This window comes from Mucilaginibacter sp. PAMB04168, from assembly GCF_039634365.2.
Lineage (GTDB): Bacteria > Bacteroidota > Bacteroidia > Sphingobacteriales > Sphingobacteriaceae > Mucilaginibacter.
Map to the genome: position 1 here is coordinate 2621808 of NZ_CP155079.2, position 20253 is coordinate 2642060.

Below are 20253 nucleotides of genomic sequence, written 5' to 3' on the forward strand. Positions count from 1 at the left end.
GTTTTTGCTATAAAAAGTATCTTATACTAATTAGCTTGCGCTGTTTGTGTTGATTTGGCACCTTTTACATAAGTGTCTAACCACTGTGTTTGTTCCCATAACTTATGAAGCAGGTTCTCTTTACCACGGTAGCCATGCGCCTCAAACGGCAAGAACACAAAGCGTACAGTTCCGCCAAAACCTTTTATAGCAGCAAACAAACGTTCGCTATTAATAGGATAAGTACCGGTATTGTCGTCAGCGTCGCCATGTATTAAAAGTAACGGCGTTTTTATCTTATCAGCATAGCTGAACGGACTCATCTCATAGTATAGCTTAGGATCATCCCAGTAAGTACGCTCTTCATTTTGGAAACCAAACGGTGTAAGGGTGCGGTTGTAAGCACCACTCTCGGCCAAACCGGCCTTAAACAATTTGGTGTGTGCCAACAGGTTTGCAGTCATAAAAGCGCCATAGCTATGGCCGCCTACAGCCACACGGTTGCGGTCGCCGACGCCCAAATCGGCCAGTTTACCAATTGCTGCTTCAGCATTCATTTCCAGTTGCTGCACAAAAGTGTCATTCGGTTTTTTGCCATCTTTAGCTACAATTGGCATCGAAGCATTATCTAACACCGCATATCCTTGCGTTACAAAGAAAATTGGCCCTCCCGGGTTGATAGTGATAAAGCGATCTTTGGAACCTCTTATTTGTGCGGCGTCGTCGGCCGAGTTGAACTCAGCAGGGTAGGCCCATATTAATACAGGCAGTGGCCCATCTTTTTCCTTATTGTAGCCCTTGGGCAGGTATAAGTCACCGGTCATGTCCACACCGTCCGAACGTTTGTACTGTATTTTTTGCTTGGTTACACCCTGCATTTGCGGGTATGGGTTGGTAAAGTTAGTGATCGGCTGATCGGCAATCCTTAGCTTCAGGTTTTTGATGAAATAGTTAGGAACCTCGGTCTGCGTTTCGCGGCGGGTTACTAATACCAGCTTGGCCGGATCAAGTACATCATAAATGTACTCATATTGTCCTTCAGCGCTACGCCAAATTATTTCACTTTTTTTGGTGCTTAAGTCAAATTTAGCCAGAAAAGGCAAGTCGCCTTTGGGCGATGAACCTACAGCATTATTCATTAACAGCTTGGTGCCGCCATCAACTGGCATTATAACGCTGCGGCCAAATTTATTACGATCTGTTACGGGTTCGCCCAGGTTGTTGTAAACGTCGGTTTGGTTGCGTTCCCAAAGTTTTTCCAGTTTACCGGTAGTGCTGTTAAAGCGGCTAACTTTTGTACTTTGCTTTGAGCGCAAACCTTCGTAAACTAAGGCTAAATCTTCGGTTCCCCACTGCACATTACGGAAACGCTGCTCTGTTTTGAACAGTTCTTTAGGTTCAGCGGTAAAAGGTGCACTTAGTGCATATACTGCATCATGAAAATCAACTTTTTTACGAATCAAACCGCTATCCAATGGCATAGCCCAGGTTAAAGTAGCTGCCTCATCATCACGCCAGTCAAAGCTGCGCGGCACATTTTGCAGATTATCATAGCCTGAGGGTCTAACTTCACTCGACGGCAAACTGGCTACCGTTTTCAGTACTTTACCCTTAAGATCGGTAACGGCAACGGTAGATGGAAAACCGCCGGCTGTTACCAGGTACGAAAATGGTTTATGCAGCGTGCGAACCAACAAATACTTTTTATCGGGCGATAAAGCCGCTAATGCATAAATAGCTGGTTTGCCAATTGGGGTTTCTACGCCGTTTTTGTTGATCACCAGTTGGGATGTACCATAAAACTCAAATAGCTTTTCATCAAACGGCGATTTTATTAAATCTTGGTAAGTTACGCTTGGTGCTGCTTTGCCTAAATTTTGTTGAACAACCGGGCCGGTAGGAGCCAATGGTTTAACTGGAGCCTGGGCAACCGGCTTAGCAATAACACGGTACATCATGGTGTTGTTATCAACCCAGGTAACGCCACCACCCATTACATTGTTTAATGGCAGCTTATTTGCCTTGCTTGCCTTTTGCGTTAACAGGTTGATTACATAAAGGTCAACGCTTTTAGCATTCGTTTGTGTAAAGGCAATTTTGTTCTGATCGGCGTTCCAACTCATCCCGCTGGCATTAAGCGGAACAGGTAAGCCTGCAACCGGATATACCTTACCTGTTTTTATATTTTTAAGGCTTAGTCCACTAAAAGATATCACCTGCCTGCTGGGTGCAAAATTGTTGGGATTTATGCGCATACCTGCTATACGGAGCTCAGGGCGGGCCAGGTCTTCAACAGATGGCAGGGCATTACGCTCACTGATTAGCATCCACTCGCCTTTAGAATCGATACTTACCGATGGGGTAGGCTTGGCCAGGAGCAAGTCGGTAATGGCTTTGGCCGGCATTTGATACTTGACGGCGTCCTGGGCGTTAACCCATACGCTTGTGGATATCAAAAAGGCGCATAAAAAAGTCTTTTTCATATACTCGTTTATTATTAGGAAGTTAAACTGTGATGAATTTACTCATTTAATCGGCAATTAAACCACCAAGCCAATGTGCATCATATTTTTTACATTGATTGGGCGTTTCTAAAACAATAAACCAACCGTTAAAGAGTTATCAAGCGCACCAGGTACTGTTCAAAATCATCCTCGTATAAAACTTCTACATTCCAACCGGTAGCCGTTGCAACCTTTTGTAAGGTGTGCATATCCACATACAACCACTCAAACCATTCCGATTTTTGATTTTTATATTCGTATTGGTACATGATATTACCATAGTAGCCCGTATCAGGAAGTTTGCCCTCGTATAAATAAGCAATATTAGAAGAGTCAAAAAGTAGCTGTCCGCCTTGTGAAAGTAAGGTTTTCAAGTGGATGAGCAATCTTTCGAGGTTTAGCAAATTGCCGGCTAAGCCAATGCCGTTCATCAGTAATAATAACGTATCGTATTGCTGCTCCTGGTATGTAAATATATCGCCAACGTGCGCCTCTTTTACACCCCGTTGGTGCATTACCTCTACTGCTAAAGGCGATATGTCTATTGCTGTTACATCATAGCCGCGCTGTTGCAATTCAAGTGTATGGCTGCCTGCACCAGCTCCAATGTCCAGTACCTTGCCCCGGCATTCGTTCAGTGCCAACCATTCAAGGTCGGGCATGTCGTCTTCCGTTCTAAAATAGGCAGCAACCGGCATGGGTTCTTTTGGTCCGTATTGGTTATGTATCCAAAGCTTGCCTGGCGCTGTTTTGTATTGATAATCATGTATGGCCTGTCCGAGTACATCTTTCATAGCTGCAAAAGTACTTTATTTGCCATAGTTAAGTGCACTGCACTAGGTCATCACTATATTTGAGGCTAGGTATGATAACAGGCGCTGATTATCCAATTATAATATTTTTGCTTGCTGGTGTGGTGTTAAGTGTTCGGTTTAAAAAACTAACACTTAGCGCGGCAATTATGGGCGCTGCATGCGGCGGGCTTGTATACAAGGGTACTGGTTACACAGGTATAGCTACCATGACCATGTTTTTTATAGCAGGCACCTTGGCCACCGGCTGGAAACTGACCGAAAAGCAGCAACTTAAGGTAGCAGAACGCGACCGGGGGCAACGTAAGGTGGGGCAAGTGTTAGCTAACGCCGGCGTTGCAGCTGTTGCCGGAGCAATTGCCTGTTTATTTCCACAATACGCTAATCTTTGTACGCTTTTAGTTGCAGCTAGTTTTGCAGCAGCAACCGGCGACACTTTATCCTCAGAATTGGGAACCGTATACGGGAAACGCTTTTACAACATTTTAACTTTCAGCACCGATACCCGCGGACTGGACGGTGTAATTAGCTTAGAAGGAACAATCATAGGAGTAGCAGGAAGCGCACTAATTTCCTTAATTTACGCTGTATGCCTTAAATGGGATTGGGATATACTTATTATTATACTGGCAGGTACGGCAGGCAATTTTGCCGACTCTCTTCTTGGGGCAACGTTAGAAAAGAGCGGAATTCTTAAAAATAATGCAGTTAATTTACTCAATACACTTACGGGAGCCTTAGTAGCATTGCTCTTGGCTATGCTTTAAATTAACCACGCTGACTTATTAATATAAGTGCGCTGCTTTGTTAGGTAGATGTTAAATAAATTCACCAAAAAGAAAATAAGCCGATTTTAATGCCTACCTTGCACGCTTATTAAAATAATATAATGCAAAAAGAAGGAACAGTAAAGTTTTTCAATACCGAAAAAGGTTTTGGCTTTATCTCACAAACAGAAAACAGAGCTGATGTTTTCGTACACTCATCTGGCTTAATCGATCAGATTCGTGAGAACGATAAAGTAACTTTTGATATTGAAGAAGGTCGTAAAGGACCTAATGCGGTAAATGTAAAAGTAGTTTAAATATACACTATAAAGTTTAATCGTAAAGCACCTCTTGTGAGGTGCTTTTTGTTTTTACAAGGTTTTTTTAAGTAGACTTGATTAAGCCCAAACGTATTTTAGCAGCAATATAATGTTTTAAAAAGCTAAAGTAAGTTACAGACTAATTATTGACTTTATTGGGAATGCGAATTTTAACGGTGCTGCCCACACCTATTTCTGATATGATTTTAAGTTCGCCGTTTAGTAAATTTACTTTACTTCGGATAGAGGCCAGGCCAATGCCTTTTACCTTCACTTTAGATGTATCGAAACCTTTGCCGTTATCTTTTACGGTTAAAACAACTTCTTGCTCATTCACGTCAATTTGTGCATCTGCTATAGTTGCATAGGCATGCTTTATAACATTGATCATTAACTCCTGAATTATTCTGTAAATGGCTATTTCAAGATATTTGTCGAGGTTGCGATTTACACCATTAAACGTACACTGAAAACGTACTGCTCCGCTTAACTGCCGGCATACATCCTCAATTGCTTCCTTAAGGCCAAAGTCTTCTAAAATAGATGGCATCAACTCATGTGAAATGCGGCGGGTTTCTCTAATACTATCGCTAAGCAGTCGCTTAGTTTGCTGCAATGCATCACTGTTTTCCTCGGGGCGTTTAACCCTGGTTAAATTTATTTGATCGAGGCTAAGCTTTACGCCGTATAAAAGCTGTCCTAATCCGTTATGTAAGCTTTCTGCAATTCGCTTGCGCTCTTCTTCTTGTGTGCTAAGTATGGCTCTAAGCACTTCTTGTTGCTGTTCTACTTCCAGCTTCTTTATTTTTTCTTCGGCCATTTGTGTGGCCGTGGTATCCATATTTATGCCTAATATCTTAACCGGTGTTCCATTATCATAAATAGCTGTGGCTTTTAGCTTTACTACTTTTATATCACCACCTACTTTAATTCTGAAGCTCTCATCAAAAGTTCCTGTTCCTGTTTTAAGGAAATCGATAATCTGTTCGGCTATCGGCCTGTCTTCATCAATTATAAACTGTATATATTTGTCTGGTTGTATAAGCGTGCCCTTTGCCACATTGAACAAGCTATACATGCCGTCAGACCAGCTAAATACCTCTGAAAGCCTATTATACTCCCAGCTACCCAGTAGTGCAACTTCTTCAGTCTCTTGCAGTAGTGTTAAACTTTTAAGGCGTTCTTCTTCAGCGTTTTTTCGTTCAGTTATATCTAAGTTTGTTGCAACCAATCCGTCATCCATCTTAACAAACATGCTCGAAAACCATTTGTTAAATCCATCGTACGGATAACTATACTCTAGCTGGCCTGGTTCGCCAGTTTCCATAACCTTAAGCATCAGGTCAAATAGGCCGGTTTTTCTTACTCCTGGAAATACGTGGCTATATAACTTACCTACCATATCATTTCGTTCACTCAAACGCTCCAGTTCTTTATTAACCATCTTTATCCTGAAATCGACTAGTTGGCCATTCTCATCACGTTCTGCTGTATGACAAGCCATTCCTATCAAAGTGGTGTCGAACACCGATTGTAACAAGCTGTTGGTCTCATTTAACTGTTGGTCTGCTTTTTTTCGCTCAGTTATATCGGCTGTGCTGGTAGCCACACCATCGTTTAATTTAACAACCGATTGATGAAACCAGCCGTTAAATTGTTCATACACATAATGTATTTCGTATTGCTGCGAAATACCTGACTCCGTCACCTCAACAAAACTGTTAAATATGCCGGCTTTTACAACGCCTGGATTGTTTTGAAGCAAGCTTTTACCAATCACATTTCCGTAGTTTTTATTGGATGTATCGTTGTTTAAGATCCACACAAAGTCAACTATTTTTCCATGCTCATCACGTACGGCCTCAAAAACCTGAATCATGTCAAGTGTGCTATCCAGGGTGGCTGACAATAGTTTTTGGCTTTCCTCCAGGTCATGTGTTCGTTCAGACACCTGCCGCTCGAGTATCATATTCATATCCTCTAACTGCCGTTCAACTTCCTTACGTTCGTGAATATCAGTAGCTGCACCTACCCACTGCCATATCTCTCCGGTTATTTTGTATACCGGAACAACCTGAACCGAAAACCAACGATATTCACCTTTAACACTTCTAATACGGTGTTCTTGCCTAATGAGTCTTCCTTTATCAAAGGCCGAGCGAATTTCATTGATTAATAATGGTTTGTCATCATGTGAAATAACCTCATACCAGTCATTTTCTACTGCCTCTTCTAAAGTTTGGCCTGTATAGGTTAACCAGCGCTGATTGTACCAATAGGGTTTACCGCTAGGGTCATTTAACCAAAGCAAATCCGGAACAATGTCAACCACCGTTCTGAACAACTGCTCGGACTTACGCAAAGATTCCTCTACCTGGGCGCGTTCAACAGCTGCCCAGGTGCGCTCAGCTACTTCTTCTATCAGTTCTATTTCTATGGCGCTCCATTTACGGGGCAGGGTAGCCTGAACACCGAATGCAGCCAGCCACCGTCCGTTTTTAATAAGCATTACAGCTACCGAGGCCCGCAGGTGTGCATTGCGCCAGGTATTACGCTCTTCGGGCGTTATACGATTATCGGTCTCAATATCTTCAATAACGACTGTATGGCCCTGCAAATAATCTTCTATAAGTGCTTTACCAAAATCTGCAAACTTGATATCTCCGGTTAGTGCATCAATGCCGCGTGTCCAACTATCGTGCACCGATAATTTATTTCCGTTAACCTCACCATAGCTGGCGCTGTTTACGTCCATATACTCACCAAGCATGCGGGCAGAAACGGCCTGGATGCGAAGCGGGTCTACCACTAAACGTAAGGCATCATTAAACTTTACTAAGAAAGCATGCCGTGCCTGGTTTTGCCGCTGTGTTTCTTCTACCAATTTACGATCGGTAATGTCTATATGAGCGCCAATTAAACGCGCTGGTTGCCCATCACTGTCAAATTCAACATCACCTTTGGCAAATATCCAACGCACTTGTCCGTCAATGGGTCTAATGATTCTGTATTCGCTTTGGTAAGTATTTTCCGGATTTTCGATTACCTCTTGCAGCGTTTTACTGGCTTGGTCTCTGTCATCAGGATGCAGGCGGTTAATCCAGTCCTGGTGTGTTTCGAGTTTCGTACCTGGCGGTAAACCATGCAGCCGTAAATACTCGGCCGAGTGCCAGGTGCGTATGCCCGTACTTATATCAATATCTACACCGCCAACACCGCCTATCTCCTGCACTCTGGTTAACTCAGCTTCGCGGTGCCGTAAATCTTCTTCAGCGCGTGCGCGGGCAAGCCGCAACCATATGCGTTCGGTAAGTTCCTTCACCATCCGTATCTCGTCTTTGCGCCAGGTACGTGCAAAAGGGTAAAGTATGCAAGTTAAAAAGCACAAATGCCCGCTTTTGATAATAGGAGTTATGATGTAGGATTGACTGTTTAGTAATGCACTTCCCCCTAAGTTATTACCTATATCTAAATGGCTATCGTTTATAACTACTGCTTCGCCATTTAGTAGATCTTCGTAGCAGCCATCCGGAATAAGGTCATTTAAAGGCAACGAACGTTTGGTGTTGACGCCTGCTACACCTTCAAGTTGCCAATCGCAGGCAATTTGGCCTGTAAAATTCGCCTGATTTATATCAGCAAAAAAGCAGCGGGTAAGTTTAAAGTGCGAGGCTATCTTAATAGCGGCCATTCTTAAAATACGTTCTGGGCTTTTTAAGTGAGCAAAGTCGTTAGATAAATCTGCTAAAAAAGCATTATTTATCTCTGAGCGTTTGCGGTCGGTAACATCGTTAAAAACGGCTGCAATAAGATGTGTGTTGTCGTCGTCCAAACGCATAAAGCTCACATTCAGCCAACGGTCCAATGCTTTAACATATGCTTCTAACTTTACCGGTTTTCCGTCTGCCGCAACTGCATCTGCTGTTTGCAGCCAGTATGACTCCATTAATGGATTCACTTCGTAGGCTGTTTTACCAACAATGTCAGAGAGGTTGCTTAGCTTTTTAAAGGCCGGGTTTACTTCAAGATAGCGCATATCAACGGCTTGTTTGCCACTGTAGATCATTTCCAACAGTACAAACCCATCATCTATAGCATTGAATAAGGAGCGGTATTTTTCTTCATATTTAGATAATGCTTTAGCAGTTTTATTTTCGAGCTCCTTAGCGTTGGCTAATTCGTCTAAAACCTGCTTCATTGGTTCACTGGTTTGCATTATCTCAGCCTCTAAGGTATTCAGCAGCAAATGCGATAGCTCAGGATGCTTATCCATCATGTCTACCATATCAGGCTCAAAAGTTACTTCAGGATGATTTTCTATCCAGAAATGAGCCGTACGAACATAAGTAAGGAGCAGGATCAGTGCTTCGAAATTTGCAGTACCTAAAGATTGGCAAATGGCCTGGCGTACACGCTCTGCCCGGTGGGGTTCTAAAAAAACTACAGTTAATGCATCGAAAAGATCGGCCTCAATTTGCGATCCGGGCAGGGGTATAGGCAAAGGTTGCTCCTGTACTTCGAGCCGGTTAAGGAGTTGATCATATGTTGTAGCACTAGGTGTAGGGCGTTTTAACAAGGTAATAACATGGCTTATGCTTTCGGGAATCGCGTTAGAATCGCCAGCAGAATTGCCTAACCCCATTAAAAAGCCCGCATGCCGAACAATGCAGTATCTCGCCCTGCAAAAACGCGATAAGTGCACATAAAGTCTCTCTTTAAATACTGCAGGTAGCGGATTATCTAAATAAGCGGATTTGGTAAAAGCCCATAGATCATGCGGCTTATTTGGATTAGAAGTCCGGAAGAAATTTGGCATCAAACCAAAACGCGAAATCACCTCATCCTCGTAGTTGAGTTCATTAGGTAAATATTCTTCCTCAGCCTTTCGGCCTACGGTGCGTTCGCCAGATTTCTTTTTCTTCATTTGTACTTATACAATCAACAGGCGGTTGATACCTGTTTAGCAAAGCAATAACCAGCATTGCCACTAAAAGTGTTTGCTTTGCATTAAAAGTTTAAACATTTAAAAATCAGGCACGAAGAGCTTGCATGCTGCGCCTACATATCTTAAACATTTTAAACAAAGTAGCCGCTAGGTTAATGGCCAAAGTTGTAAACTTGTAAAAAGCAGAGTAAATGTACATTTAGCAATCGACAATTTTACAGGTAAATTTAATATGATGCGCTAATGTGCCTTGTTTAATACGTTATTGGTCTTTTGATCTGCTTCACCACCAAAAAATAAATCTAGTATTTGCTTAAACACCGGCAATGTATTTTCAATTGATGAAAAAAGCGTCATGCTTGACTTCAGCTTCATATCATCGGGACTTCCGAATATATTATGCGCATCATTATCACCAATTGTAAGTAAAACGCTCGATATTTCTATCAGTCTTTTACCCAAAACAGGGTGTTGTAAATATGCTTTAGCTTCTTGCAAGTTTTTAATTGCATAGTATTGCGATGTTGAGCTGAGACCTAAGCCTTGAATTTGCGGGAAAATGTACCACATCCAATGACTACGCTTTTTTCCATTCTTTATCTCAGATAATGCTATAGCGTAATCTGTTTCTTGTGCATCCAAAAAACGCTTAAGGTTCTGTTCGTTACTCATAAAATCAATTTAATAATTTTAGCAATGTATTAACCAAATAAACTACTGCTAAGGTATCGGTCGCCGCGGTCACATGCTATAAATACAATGGTGCCCTCAGTTAGCTCCTGCGCAAGTTTAGTAGCCGCCACGCAGGCACCTCCACTGCTCATACCGGCAAAAATACCTTCAACTCTGGCTAGCTGTCGTGCCATTTCGGTAGCGTCAGTCTCCGAAACGTCCATTACCCGGTCCACGCGGCTTGGTTCAAATATTTTAGGCAAATAAGCCTCCGGCCAGCGCCTGATGCCCGGAATTGACGATTCTTCGGTTGGCTGACAACCAATAATTTGGATGTTGCTGTTTTGCTCTTTAAAATAGCGGGAGCAACCCATGATGGTGCCGGTAGTGCCCATAGCGCTCACAAAATGGGTGATTTGGCCGTCAGTATCACGCCAAATTTCGGGCCCGGTAGTTTTTACGTGCGCCAGGTAATTGTCGGCGTTGGCAAACTGATTCAGAAGAAAGTACTCATCAGTTGCTCCTTTTTCTTCGGCATAATCACGGCAGGCCTCAATTCCTTCAAGCAAAGTAACTTTAGCGCCAAATGCTTCCATGGTTAAAGTACGTTCACGGGTAGAATTGGAAGGCATAACCAATTCAATTTCCAAATTAAATAACCGTGCAATCATGGCCAGGGCAATACCGGTATTACCGCTGGTGGCCTCAATTAACCGTATGCCTAGCTTAATTTCGCCTCGGCCCAAGGCGCTGCGTATCATATTTAAGGCTGCGCGGTCTTTAACGCTGCCGCCCGGATTGTTGCCTTCCAGCTTGGCATATATCTTTACGTTAGGGTTAGGGTTAAGTTTGGTTATTTCAACCATAGGGGTATTGCCCACTAAATCAATAATGCCTGCCATAAAATATAAATTATCTGTCTGCAATAATGTTTTGAACCGTAATCATAGGGTTGTGATAAACGGTAGAGTAGGGAGCTACACTTTGAGTAAGCCAAACGTTACCACCAATGGTACTATTATGGCCAATAACGGTGTCGCCACCTAAAATGGTAGCGCCTGAGTAGATCACCACACGGTCTTCAACCGTTGGGTGACGTTTGATGCCCGCCATAGTTTTGCGCACGCTTAAAGCGCCTAAGGTTACGCCCTGATACATTTTTACATATTTACCTATAGTACAAGTTTCGCCGATTACAATGCCTGTGCCATGGTCTATATGAAAATATTCGCCTATACTGGCTGCCGGGTGAATATCAATACCGGTTACAGAATGGGCATGCTCAGTTAGTATACGCGGTACAAGTGGCACATCCAACAATACCAAAGTATGGGCAATCCGGTAAATGGAAATTGCATAAAAGCCCGGATAGGTACGAATCACCTCAAACTCGCTGCGCGCAGCAGGGTCGCCTTCATAAATGGCTTGTATATCGGTATTTAAAATATTGTAAAGTTCTGGCAACCGGTCAAAAAACAGACCGGCAACTTCTCCAGACCGTGCTGAATTAAAGTTGCTTACCGTATTAATGATTTGCGATAACTCTTGTTGTAAATTATAAGCTTGCAGTTTAAGCTCCTGGGAAGTAGCAAAAAGCTTTTTAGATTGTTCCGGATACAGTAAGTGTATCACACTTAAAGCCCAGGCTGCAATTGCAGTGTTGGCAGGTATGCCGTTACTATTTTGTTGTTTTTCAAATAAATGCTGATAAAAATTATCACTCATTGCTACACTCACCCTTAATTATAAATGAAGGTACAGAATTATAGAATTTAATTGAAAAATGAAAACGAATATCAGGTGCTGTGTTAATGTGACAAAAAAGAGATATTTATACAATAAGGTGAATATATAAACTACCAATAAAATCACATAATACAACCAATATCTTCAATAGAATAAAATATTTACAAATTTCTGGCGTAATAGCTATCAATGACGCATAAAGTTTCTGTTTGATGTGTTATATTTGAGGCCGTTAATGAAAACTGTGTATATCTTTCTAGTGTCCCTGTTTTTCCTGTTGTTAGGAGGGGATAACTATGCTTATACCGGTGCTCACCTCAAAAGAGCCAAGTACTCGTCAGCTCAAGACGTTAGTAAAGTACAAAAAGTAAGCCTTGGCGCTGTCAATAAGGATAACACCTTAATAAAACAAGCAAACTTAAGTGAGGATAATGAACACCTCATTAGTGTTGAAGATGAAGACGAAAGCGACGGACTTGCCCGCAGGCATCTACTGCTAGACAAGTATTCACTACTGCTCGCTTACACATTCGTTTTAAATTTTTTCTACATAAGCTTTGTTAAGCGTCTGCCTTTTTGCAGCCACTTATCTTATTCAAGCTCCTATAAATACCTCCTGCAAAGATCATTGAGACTCTGATTTTAATATACATCAGTTACTGAGGTGTGCCTGCGCACATCCGCTGGATGCAATGTTAATATGACTCTGCCTGTAAACAACTCAGGTAACATCCGGCAACTGATATCTTCCCCATACAAAGGAATTTTTAATTCCATGCTATTCAATTGCTTAATTCATTTAACATCATGAAGAGAATTCTCATGTTTACAGGCCTGTTGGCCTTATTGTACCAAACCAGCTGTACACAAAAAAAAGAAGTAAAGGAAGAAGAAGGTAAGTATGCCGTTACCAGTCCTTTAAGAATTGATACCTCCTTTACCAAGGAGTATGTATCGCAAATACGCTCTGTACGAAATATTGAGCTAAGAGCCCAGGAAAAGGGTTATCTGCAAAATATATATGTTGACGAGGGCCAGTTTGTAAAAGCTGGTCAGTTACTGTTCAGGATTATGCCTAAATTATATGAGGCTGAATTATTGAAAGCGCAGGCCGAAACTAAAGCCGCGCAAATTGAGGTACAAAATACAAAGCTGCTGTCAGATAAAAACGTAGTATCTAAAAATGAGCTGGCTATGGCGCAGGCTAAGCTTGACCAAGCCAAAGCCGAAACGTCACTTGCCAGGTTGCATTTGTCATTTACTGAAATCAGAGCGCCGTTTGATGGCACGATAGACCGTATTCCTAAAAAGTTAGGAAGCCTTATTGACGAGGGCGAGTTATTAACCAGCCTTTCAGATAACAGTCAGATGTACGTGTACTTTAACGTTTCTGAACCGGAATACCTGGATTATGAAACGAATACAAAAGGCCGTGCAGACCGCAAGGTGAGCTTGCTGTTAGCTAATAACCAACCGCTAAAATACAAAGGCGATGTGGAAACTATTGAAAGTGAGTTTAATAACGAAACCGGAAACATTGCCTTTCGGGCTAAGTTTCCCAATCCTGATAAGCTTTTAAAAAATGGCGAAACCGGTAAAGTACAAATGACCGTTCCACTTCGCAACGCGTTGGTTATTCCACAAAAGGCCACCTACGAAATTCAGGATAAGATTTATGTCTTTGTGGTAGACAAAAATAATGTAGTAAGATCAAGAAGTATTACCATCACCGGTGAAATGCCAGACCTATATGTGGTTGCAAGCGGTCTTTCTGTAAGTGATAAAATCCTGCTTGAGGGCGTTCAAAAAGTAAAAGATGATGACAAGATCAAGTGTGAATTTGTGTCGCCTAATGAAGTTATTTCTCATTTGCGATTAAAGGCCGAGTAGCGCTTTAATCCTTAAATAAGTAAATCAATGTTTGATAAGTTTATACAGAGGCCAGTCCTCTCCATAGTTATATCGCTCATTATAGTGTTTCTGGGGGTGTTGGCTATTACCCACTTACCGGTAACACAATTTCCGTCAATTTCGCCGCCAAAAGTGAATATTACGGCTGAGTATCCCGGAGCAAATGGCGAGCTCCTTATTAAATCGGTAGTTATACCTCTCGAACGTGCGATTAACGGCGTACCGGGCATGAAATACATGGCATCTGATGCTGGTAACGATGGTGAGGCCACCATACAGGTGGTATTTAACCTCGGTACAGATCCTAACCAGGCATCAGTAAATATCCAAAACCGGGTGGCATCGGTAGTTAACAAATTGCCGCCGCTGGTAGTGCGTGAAGGGGTGAAGATAACCCGCGAAGAATCGAATATGCTGATGTACATTAACTTGTACAGCAAGGACCCACACATGGACCAGAAGTTCCTGTTCAACTTTGCCGACATCAACGTATTATCTGAACTTAAGCGGGTTGATGGGGTAGGTGTTGCCGATATTTTAGGTAACCGTGAGTATGCCATGCGTATTTGGTTAAAACCCGACCGTATGCTGGCCTATAAAATCTCTTCGGAAGAAGTAATGAAAGCGCTTGATGAACAGAGTTTGGAAGCCTCGCCCGGTAAAACTGGTGAAAGCTCGGGCAAAAGGTCACAGTCTTTTGAGTACGTATTAAAGTATCCCGGCAGGTATACCACTAAAGAAGGATACGAAAACATCATTCTAAGATCTAGTTCAGATGGTGAGATACTTCGCTTAAAAGATGTGGCTCAAATAGAGTTTGGCAGCTCCATGTACGATATCTATTCTAACCTGAACGGACATGCTTCGGCAGCCATCACCGTAAAGCAATCTTATGGCAGTAATGCCAGCCAGGTAATTAAGGATATTAAATCCAAAATGGAAGAGATCAAAAAGAGCTCATTTCCTAAAGGCCTTGACTATGAGATTAGCTATGACGTTTCCAAGTTCCTCGATGCTTCCATCGAAAAAGTAATTCACACGCTGGTAGAAGCATTTATCCTTGTGGGTATTGTCGTATTCCTGTTCCTGGGCGATTGGCGCTCTACCGTAATTCCAGCCATCGCAGTGCCGGTATCGCTTATCGGTACGTTCGTGTTTATGCAGTTCTTCGGCATTACGCTCAACCTTATAACTTTATTTGCATTAGTACTGGCCATAGGTGTGGTGGTGGATGATGCCATTGTGGTTATTGAAGCGGTGCATGCTAATATGGAAGAGTTTCATCTTTCGCCACTAAAGGCTACTAAGAAAGCCATGCATGAAATTAGCGGAGCCATTATTGCTATTACGTTTTTGATGGCCGCAGTATTTGTTCCGGTTGCATTTATGTCGGGGCCGGTTGGTATATTTTACCGGCAGTTCTCCATCACCATGGCAACAGCTATTATTCTTTCGGGTATAGTGGCGCTAACATTAACACCAGCACTTTGCGCCATGATGCTTAGAAATAATCATGGAAAAACTAAAAAGGCAACGGTTCTGGATAAGTTTCTTGGTGGCTTTAATAACGGCTTTAACCGCCTTTCGGGCAGGTACCAAAGGATACTCGGGTCTATTGTTAACCGGCGGATGATCACTTTCGGTCTTTTAATCGCTTTTTGTACCGGTATCTATTTCCTGAATAACAGCCTGCCTTCAGGGTTTATCCCCAACGAGGATCAGGGTATGTTTTACGCTATCATCCAAACGCCTCCGGGATCATCACTGGAAAGAACTAACCAGGTAGCCGAAAAACTGCAAAAGATTGCGGAAGGTGTTGAAGGTGTACAATCTGTTTCATCGCTGGCAGGTTATGAGGTGTTAACTGAAGGAACCGGCGCCAACTCCGGAACTTGTTTAATTAACCTAAAAAGCTGGGAAGATCGTAAAAACTCGGTTCAGGATATTATTAAAGAGCTGGAAGAGAAATCGCAGGATATTACCGGTGCTACTATCGAGTTCTTTCAGCCACCTGCTGTTCCGGGTTATGGCGCTGCCGGTGGTTTCGAGTTACGCCTACTGGATAAAGCTGGAAGCGGCGACTTCAAAAAAATGGAAACGGTGAGCCGCGATTTCGTGAGGGAGCTGAACAAACGTCCAGAACTGTCGTCGGTGTTTACTTTTTATAGTGCCAGTTTTCCGCAGTACATGCTACGTGTTGATAATGATATTGCACAGCAAAAAGGGGTGACTATTGAAAATGCCATGAACACTTTGTCTACGCTTGTTGGTAGTAATTACGAAACCAACTTCATTAAATATGATCGGCAGTACAAGGTAATGGTGCAGGCTTTACCACAATACCGCGCCTTACCCGAGGATATTTTGAAGCTGTATGTGAAAAATGACCGCGATGAAATGGTTCCTTTTTCGGCTTTCATGAAAATGGAGAAGGTATACGGTTTATCAGAGATCACCCGGCATAACATGTACAATGCTTCTGAAATAAGTGGTGCAGCTGCACCGGGTTACAGTAGCGGTGCAGCCATTAGCGCTATTAATGAGGTTGCTCAAAAAACCTTACCAAGGGGTTTCGGTATAGACTGGGCAGGTATATCTAAGGACGAGGTTGCCCGTGGTAACGAAGCCATCTATATATTCCTTATCTGTTTGGCGTTCGTGTACCTCATTCTGGCTGCGCAGTATGAAAGCTTTATATTGCCTTTGGCAGTTATTCTTTCACTTCCTGCTGGTATTTTTGGAGCCTTCTTGTTGCTGAAACTGTTAGGCTTGGAGAATAACATTTATGCCCAGGTTGCCATGGTAATGCTCATCGGTTTATTAGGTAAAAATGCCGTGCTAATTGTAGAGTTTGCTGTTCAGAAACATCGTTCGGGTGAGTCGGTACTTAAAGCAGCGATGGAAGGTTCGGCTGTAAGGTTCCGTCCAATCCTCATGACCTCATTTGCTTTTATTGCAGGTTTAATTCCATTGGTGCTGGCTTCTGGTCCTGGTGCCATAGGTAACCGGACTATTGGCTCTGCGGCTGCTGGAGGTATGCTGTTTGGAACTGTCTTCGGTGTTTTGATCATACCCGGATTGTACTATGTGTTTGGCACCATCGCAGCAAAACATGTGCTCATAAAAGATGAAGAAGAGAATCCATTAACCGAAGAAATCGATCACAATGTATAAATATAACCTACATAAATGCATTGGCCTGGTAGGTATTTGCCTGGCCATTGCAAGCTGTAAGGCCCCGGCCATTATACAGACTACTGAAAACCGGTCGGTGCCCGAATCATTTGGCACCGGTCGGGATACTACCAATATATCGACCATACAATGGCGAAACTTTTTTAATGACCAAAATCTTGTCAGCTTAATTGATACGGCACTGAAAAATAACCAGGAGCTGAGGATTACCCTGCAGGATATTGAGATTGCGAGGAACGATATTCGTTTGAGGCAAGGGCCGCTACAACCAACAGTTGGGTACAGGGTTGGAGCTGGTGTAGAAAAAGTAGGCAGGTACACCAGTCAGGGAGCGGGCGATGCTTCAACGGACATTGCTCCTGGCAGAGAGGTGCCCGACCCTTTAACCGACATTACAGCTGCGCTATATGCGAACTGGGAGGTTGATATTTGGAAAAAGCTGCACAATGCTAAAAAGGCCGCTATAACCAGATACTTGTCTACAGTAGAGGGCAAGAACTTTGTGCTTACTAATTTGGTTGCCGAGGTGGCTAATTCATATTATGAATTACTGGCCCTGGATAACCAGCTGGCAATTGTGCAGCAAAACATCAGCCTGCAAAAAAATGCCCTTGAGATTGTAAAAGTGCAAAAAGAAGCCGCCAGGGTAAATGAGTTGGCTGTTCAAAAATTTCAGGCTGAGGTACTAAAATCTCAAAGCCTGGAGTTTGAAATTCATCAGAAGATAAAGGAGACTGAGAACAGAATCAACTTCCTGTTAGGCCGCTATCCGCAGGAGATAGTTAGGGATAGAAGTAACTTTTTGGTTTTAACGCCTACGGTAGTCAATTCTGGTATACCGTCGCAATTGTTAGCTAACCGTCCGGATATTAAACAGGCCGAGTTAGAGTTAGTAGCTGCAAAGCTGGATGTGAAAGTTGCACGGGCCGAATTTTATCCATCTTTCGGTATCTCAGCGGCTTTAGGCTTCCAGGCTTTCAAACCATCTTATTTGGTTAAGTTTCCTGAGTCGTTACTTTATTCATTAGCCGGAGACCTGGCCGGGCCGCTTGTTAACCGTAGTGCTATTAAAGCTGAGTTTTACAGCGCCAATGCAAGGCAGCTGCAAGCCATGTATAACTATGAGCGTACCATATTGAACGCTTACATGGAAGTTTCTACTCAATTATCAAACATCAGTAACCTGAGTAAAAGTTACGAACTGAAATCGAAGCAAGTAGATGCACTAACCCGGTCTATTAATATATCTAATGACCTATTTAAATCTGCCCGGGCCGATTACCTGGAGGTTTTGATGACCCAGCGTGATGCACTGGAATCTAAACTTGAACTGATAGATACTAAAAAAGAACAGTTTAACGCTGTCGTTAACGTTTATAAATATTTAGGTGGTGGTTGGAAATAACCACTACCCGAAAAACAAAAAGAGCCGGCAGCTATAAACTGACCGGCTCTTTTGTTTTAACCGCTTACCAGGTAGCTATAATATCTAATACATAACATCATGGCTTTATTATTTCACTATCCTGAAAGTTAAATTAATCCGTGGCTTCATAGGTTTTACAGATTTGGCTATACGGTGTTCCCAGTTTTCTTGCAAGCCTGCCTTCATCAGTAAAAATGAGCCATGTTCAAGTTTAACTGAATATTTAGCATGATGATTATCCTTATTACGGATATCAAAGCTGCGCACCTGCCCAAAACTAACCGAAGCTATAATGGGATTTTTTCCTAAAATCTCCTCCTTGTCTGAATGCCAGGCTACCGAGTCGTTGCCATCTCGGTAATAATTCAGTAACACGCTGTTAAAAGTAACGCCCGCTATATGCTCAACCACATCTTTAATGAGGAGCAGTTCGGGTGTCCAGCTATAGGGCTTGGTTTTTCCAAGTGACTGGTAATCGTATGCTTCAGGGTCTCCGTACCAGGCAGTAAGCCTTGGTGTTATTACTTCTTTGGTATACATCATGCGTACCTGTTGCTTCCACGGTGTTTGAGTAATAAACTGCTTTAGCAAGGCATCGCTCTGGCGCAGGTTAAATACACCTGGTTTGTACTCCAGCAGGTGGTTAGGTAAATCTTTACTTTGTCCTGTTTCCGGAAAAAAACATAGCTGCTCCATTATCTTATTGTTAAAGCCTTTCGGTATAATTTATAATAAACTTGGCAACCTGTTCCTGTTCAGTAACCGACAATACATCACCATCATAAATCCAGTAACCTTTTGCATCAAACAGAATGCAGCCTAAGTATTCCGGGTTTTCGTCAAACGCTGTAAATAGTGCATAATTAGGAATATGGCCGTCGGTTAACCTGTCTGGTACAATCCGCAGAATCTCATCAGGGCCTTTCTTTCGCTTTAACCATGCTTTAGCTTCCCTGTCTAAATACGTTTTTATTGCCATTAGATATGTTGAAAATTATTTTTCAAAGGTAAACAAAATGCTAATAATATTAGTATTAGTTTTGTTGACCATAAAGAATTTCAGATATGACACTATTAGATTTAGCGCGCCAGACAAATAATAAGCAAGTATTAAAAAGGCTTAAAAATGAGTTTACAAATAATTATCGGAAGCTTTTTATTGGTGACCGTTAATATACAAGCTATCAATAAGAAGCACATTTTTTTGAATTTTTAAACTATTGCATACAAAATAAATTGCATAATGGAAAATAGTAGAGCAAGTCTCATATCCCGCTTGCAAGGAGATATTTTGCGTTGGCAAGGTTTTCAAACCCCGGTAGCAGGCAAGGCAAAAAGTATAGGGCTTGGACCGCTGGAGTTGGCTTTCCCAAATGGCGTTTTTCCAACAGGTTCAATTCATGAGATGCTTTGTCCTACGGCCGAGCATACGGCTTCTACAGCAGGGTTCCTTAGCGGCTTATTGGCTACCCTTATGGCAGGCAAAGGTGTATGCCTATGGATCAGTACTTCGCGGAAACTTTTTCCAACATCGCTTAATGGTTATGAAGTAGAGGCTGACCGGGTCATATTTGTTGATGCGCGGCGTGAGCTGGATGTACTTTGGGCGGCAGAAGAAGCGCTCAAATGTGAGGGATTAGCTGCCGTAGTTGCCGAAGTTGCCGAAATTAGTTTTGCGCAGTCGAGGCGGTTGCAGCTAGCTGTAGAGGCAAGCCGGGTAACAGGCTTTATTTTACGAAATAACCTAAAAAAATTAACCCCTACCGTTTGCGTGGCCCGTTGGCAAATCAAACCATTGCCTAGCCGACAGGAGGATGAATTGCCGGGTGTGGGCTTTCCACAATGGCAGGTAGAGTTGCTTAGGGTACGTAATGGTAACCCTGGTACTTGGAAACTGGAATGGACTGATACGGGTTTTATGCCGGTTGAAGAAAACCTGGCAGCATATCCCGAACAACATTTAAATGTGGGTTAGT

At 42.6% G+C, this 20253-nt stretch carries 15 protein-coding genes; 7 read left to right on the forward strand and 8 right to left on the reverse strand.

The window, feature by feature from the left end; genetic code table 11:
• Positions 1 to 26: 26 nt before the first annotated feature.
• Both ABDD94_RS11165 and ABDD94_RS11170 read right to left on the reverse strand, forming a co-directional pair.
• A complete protein-coding gene (locus ABDD94_RS11165) occupies positions 27 to 2462 on the reverse strand; it encodes a prolyl oligopeptidase family serine peptidase (RefSeq protein ID WP_345952009.1) in 2436 nt (811 codons plus the stop codon).
• A 128-nt stretch (positions 2463 to 2590) separates the two neighbouring features.
• Entirely contained in the window at positions 2591 to 3277 is a 687-nt protein-coding gene (locus ABDD94_RS11170) for a class I SAM-dependent methyltransferase (RefSeq protein WP_345955938.1), read from the reverse strand.
• A gap of 71 nt (positions 3278 to 3348) precedes the next feature.
• Between ABDD94_RS11170 and ABDD94_RS11175 the strand changes: the two genes are divergently transcribed.
• Positions 3349 to 4062 carry a DUF92 domain-containing protein gene (locus ABDD94_RS11175; RefSeq protein ID WP_345955939.1) on the forward strand — a complete coding sequence of 238 codons (714 nt, stop codon included), beginning with the start codon at positions 3349 to 3351 and terminating at the stop codon, positions 4060 to 4062.
• Positions 4063 to 4184: 122 nt separating this feature from the next.
• Complete coding sequence (locus ABDD94_RS11180; protein ID WP_345952006.1) at positions 4185 to 4379, forward strand: cold shock domain-containing protein; 195 nt, start codon at positions 4185 to 4187, stop codon at positions 4377 to 4379.
• Between the two features lie 142 nt (positions 4380 to 4521).
• On the opposite strand, the gene ABDD94_RS11185 is transcribed toward ABDD94_RS11180, so the two are convergent.
• The 4 genes from ABDD94_RS11185 to epsC form a co-directional block, all read right to left on the reverse strand.
• Entirely contained in the window at positions 4522 to 9306 is a 4785-nt protein-coding gene (locus ABDD94_RS11185; protein ID WP_345955940.1) for a PAS domain-containing protein, read from the reverse strand.
• 261 nt (positions 9307 to 9567) lie between these two features.
• The gene (locus ABDD94_RS11190) at positions 9568 to 9999 is read right to left on the reverse strand and encodes a DUF1810 domain-containing protein (protein WP_345955941.1); all 432 of its coding nucleotides are present in this window, start codon (positions 9997 to 9999) and stop codon (positions 9568 to 9570) included.
• A 29-nt stretch (positions 10000 to 10028) separates the two neighbouring features.
• Positions 10029 to 10901, reverse strand: coding sequence for a cysteine synthase CysM (gene cysM / locus ABDD94_RS11195; protein ID WP_345955942.1), 873 nt, complete (start codon positions 10899 to 10901; stop codon positions 10029 to 10031).
• Positions 10902 to 10911: 10 nt separating this feature from the next.
• A complete protein-coding gene (epsC, locus tag ABDD94_RS11200; protein WP_345952002.1) occupies positions 10912 to 11724 on the reverse strand; it encodes a serine O-acetyltransferase EpsC in 813 nt (270 codons plus the stop codon).
• 256 nt (positions 11725 to 11980) lie between these two features.
• Between epsC and ABDD94_RS11205 the strand changes: the two genes are divergently transcribed.
• From ABDD94_RS11205 to ABDD94_RS11220, 4 genes are all read left to right on the forward strand, one after another.
• On the forward strand, positions 11981 to 12385 hold the full coding sequence (locus ABDD94_RS11205; protein WP_345955943.1) for a hypothetical protein: 405 nt from the start codon (positions 11981 to 11983) through the stop codon (positions 12383 to 12385).
• Between the two features lie 167 nt (positions 12386 to 12552).
• A complete protein-coding gene (locus tag ABDD94_RS11210) occupies positions 12553 to 13635 on the forward strand; it encodes an efflux RND transporter periplasmic adaptor subunit (RefSeq protein WP_345952000.1) in 1083 nt (360 codons plus the stop codon).
• Positions 13636 to 13662: 27 nt separating this feature from the next.
• Positions 13663 to 16830, forward strand: coding sequence for an efflux RND transporter permease subunit (locus ABDD94_RS11215; protein ID WP_345951999.1), 3168 nt, complete (start codon positions 13663 to 13665; stop codon positions 16828 to 16830).
• Complete coding sequence (locus ABDD94_RS11220) at positions 16823 to 18256, forward strand: TolC family protein (RefSeq protein ID WP_345955944.1); 1434 nt, start codon at positions 16823 to 16825, stop codon at positions 18254 to 18256. Before ABDD94_RS11215 ends, ABDD94_RS11220 begins: the two co-directional genes overlap by 8 nt.
• Positions 18257 to 18364: 108 nt before the next feature.
• On the opposite strand, the gene ABDD94_RS11225 is transcribed toward ABDD94_RS11220, so the two are convergent.
• Positions 18365 to 18973 (reverse strand): alpha-ketoglutarate-dependent dioxygenase AlkB, encoded by a 609-nt coding sequence (locus ABDD94_RS11225; RefSeq protein ID WP_345955946.1) that lies wholly within the window; start codon positions 18971 to 18973, stop codon positions 18365 to 18367.
• Positions 18974 to 18983: 10 nt separating this feature from the next.
• Positions 18984 to 19256, reverse strand: a complete 273-nt coding sequence (locus ABDD94_RS11230) for a hypothetical protein (protein ID WP_345955947.1) — start codon at positions 19254 to 19256, stop codon at positions 18984 to 18986.
• Positions 19257 to 19520: 264 nt separating this feature from the next.
• On the opposite strand from ABDD94_RS11230, the gene ABDD94_RS11235 reads away from it, so the two are divergent.
• Positions 19521 to 20252, forward strand: a complete 732-nt coding sequence (locus ABDD94_RS11235) for an Error-prone repair protein ImuA (RefSeq protein WP_345955948.1) — start codon at positions 19521 to 19523, stop codon at positions 20250 to 20252.
• Position 20253: the final 1 nt, after the last annotated feature.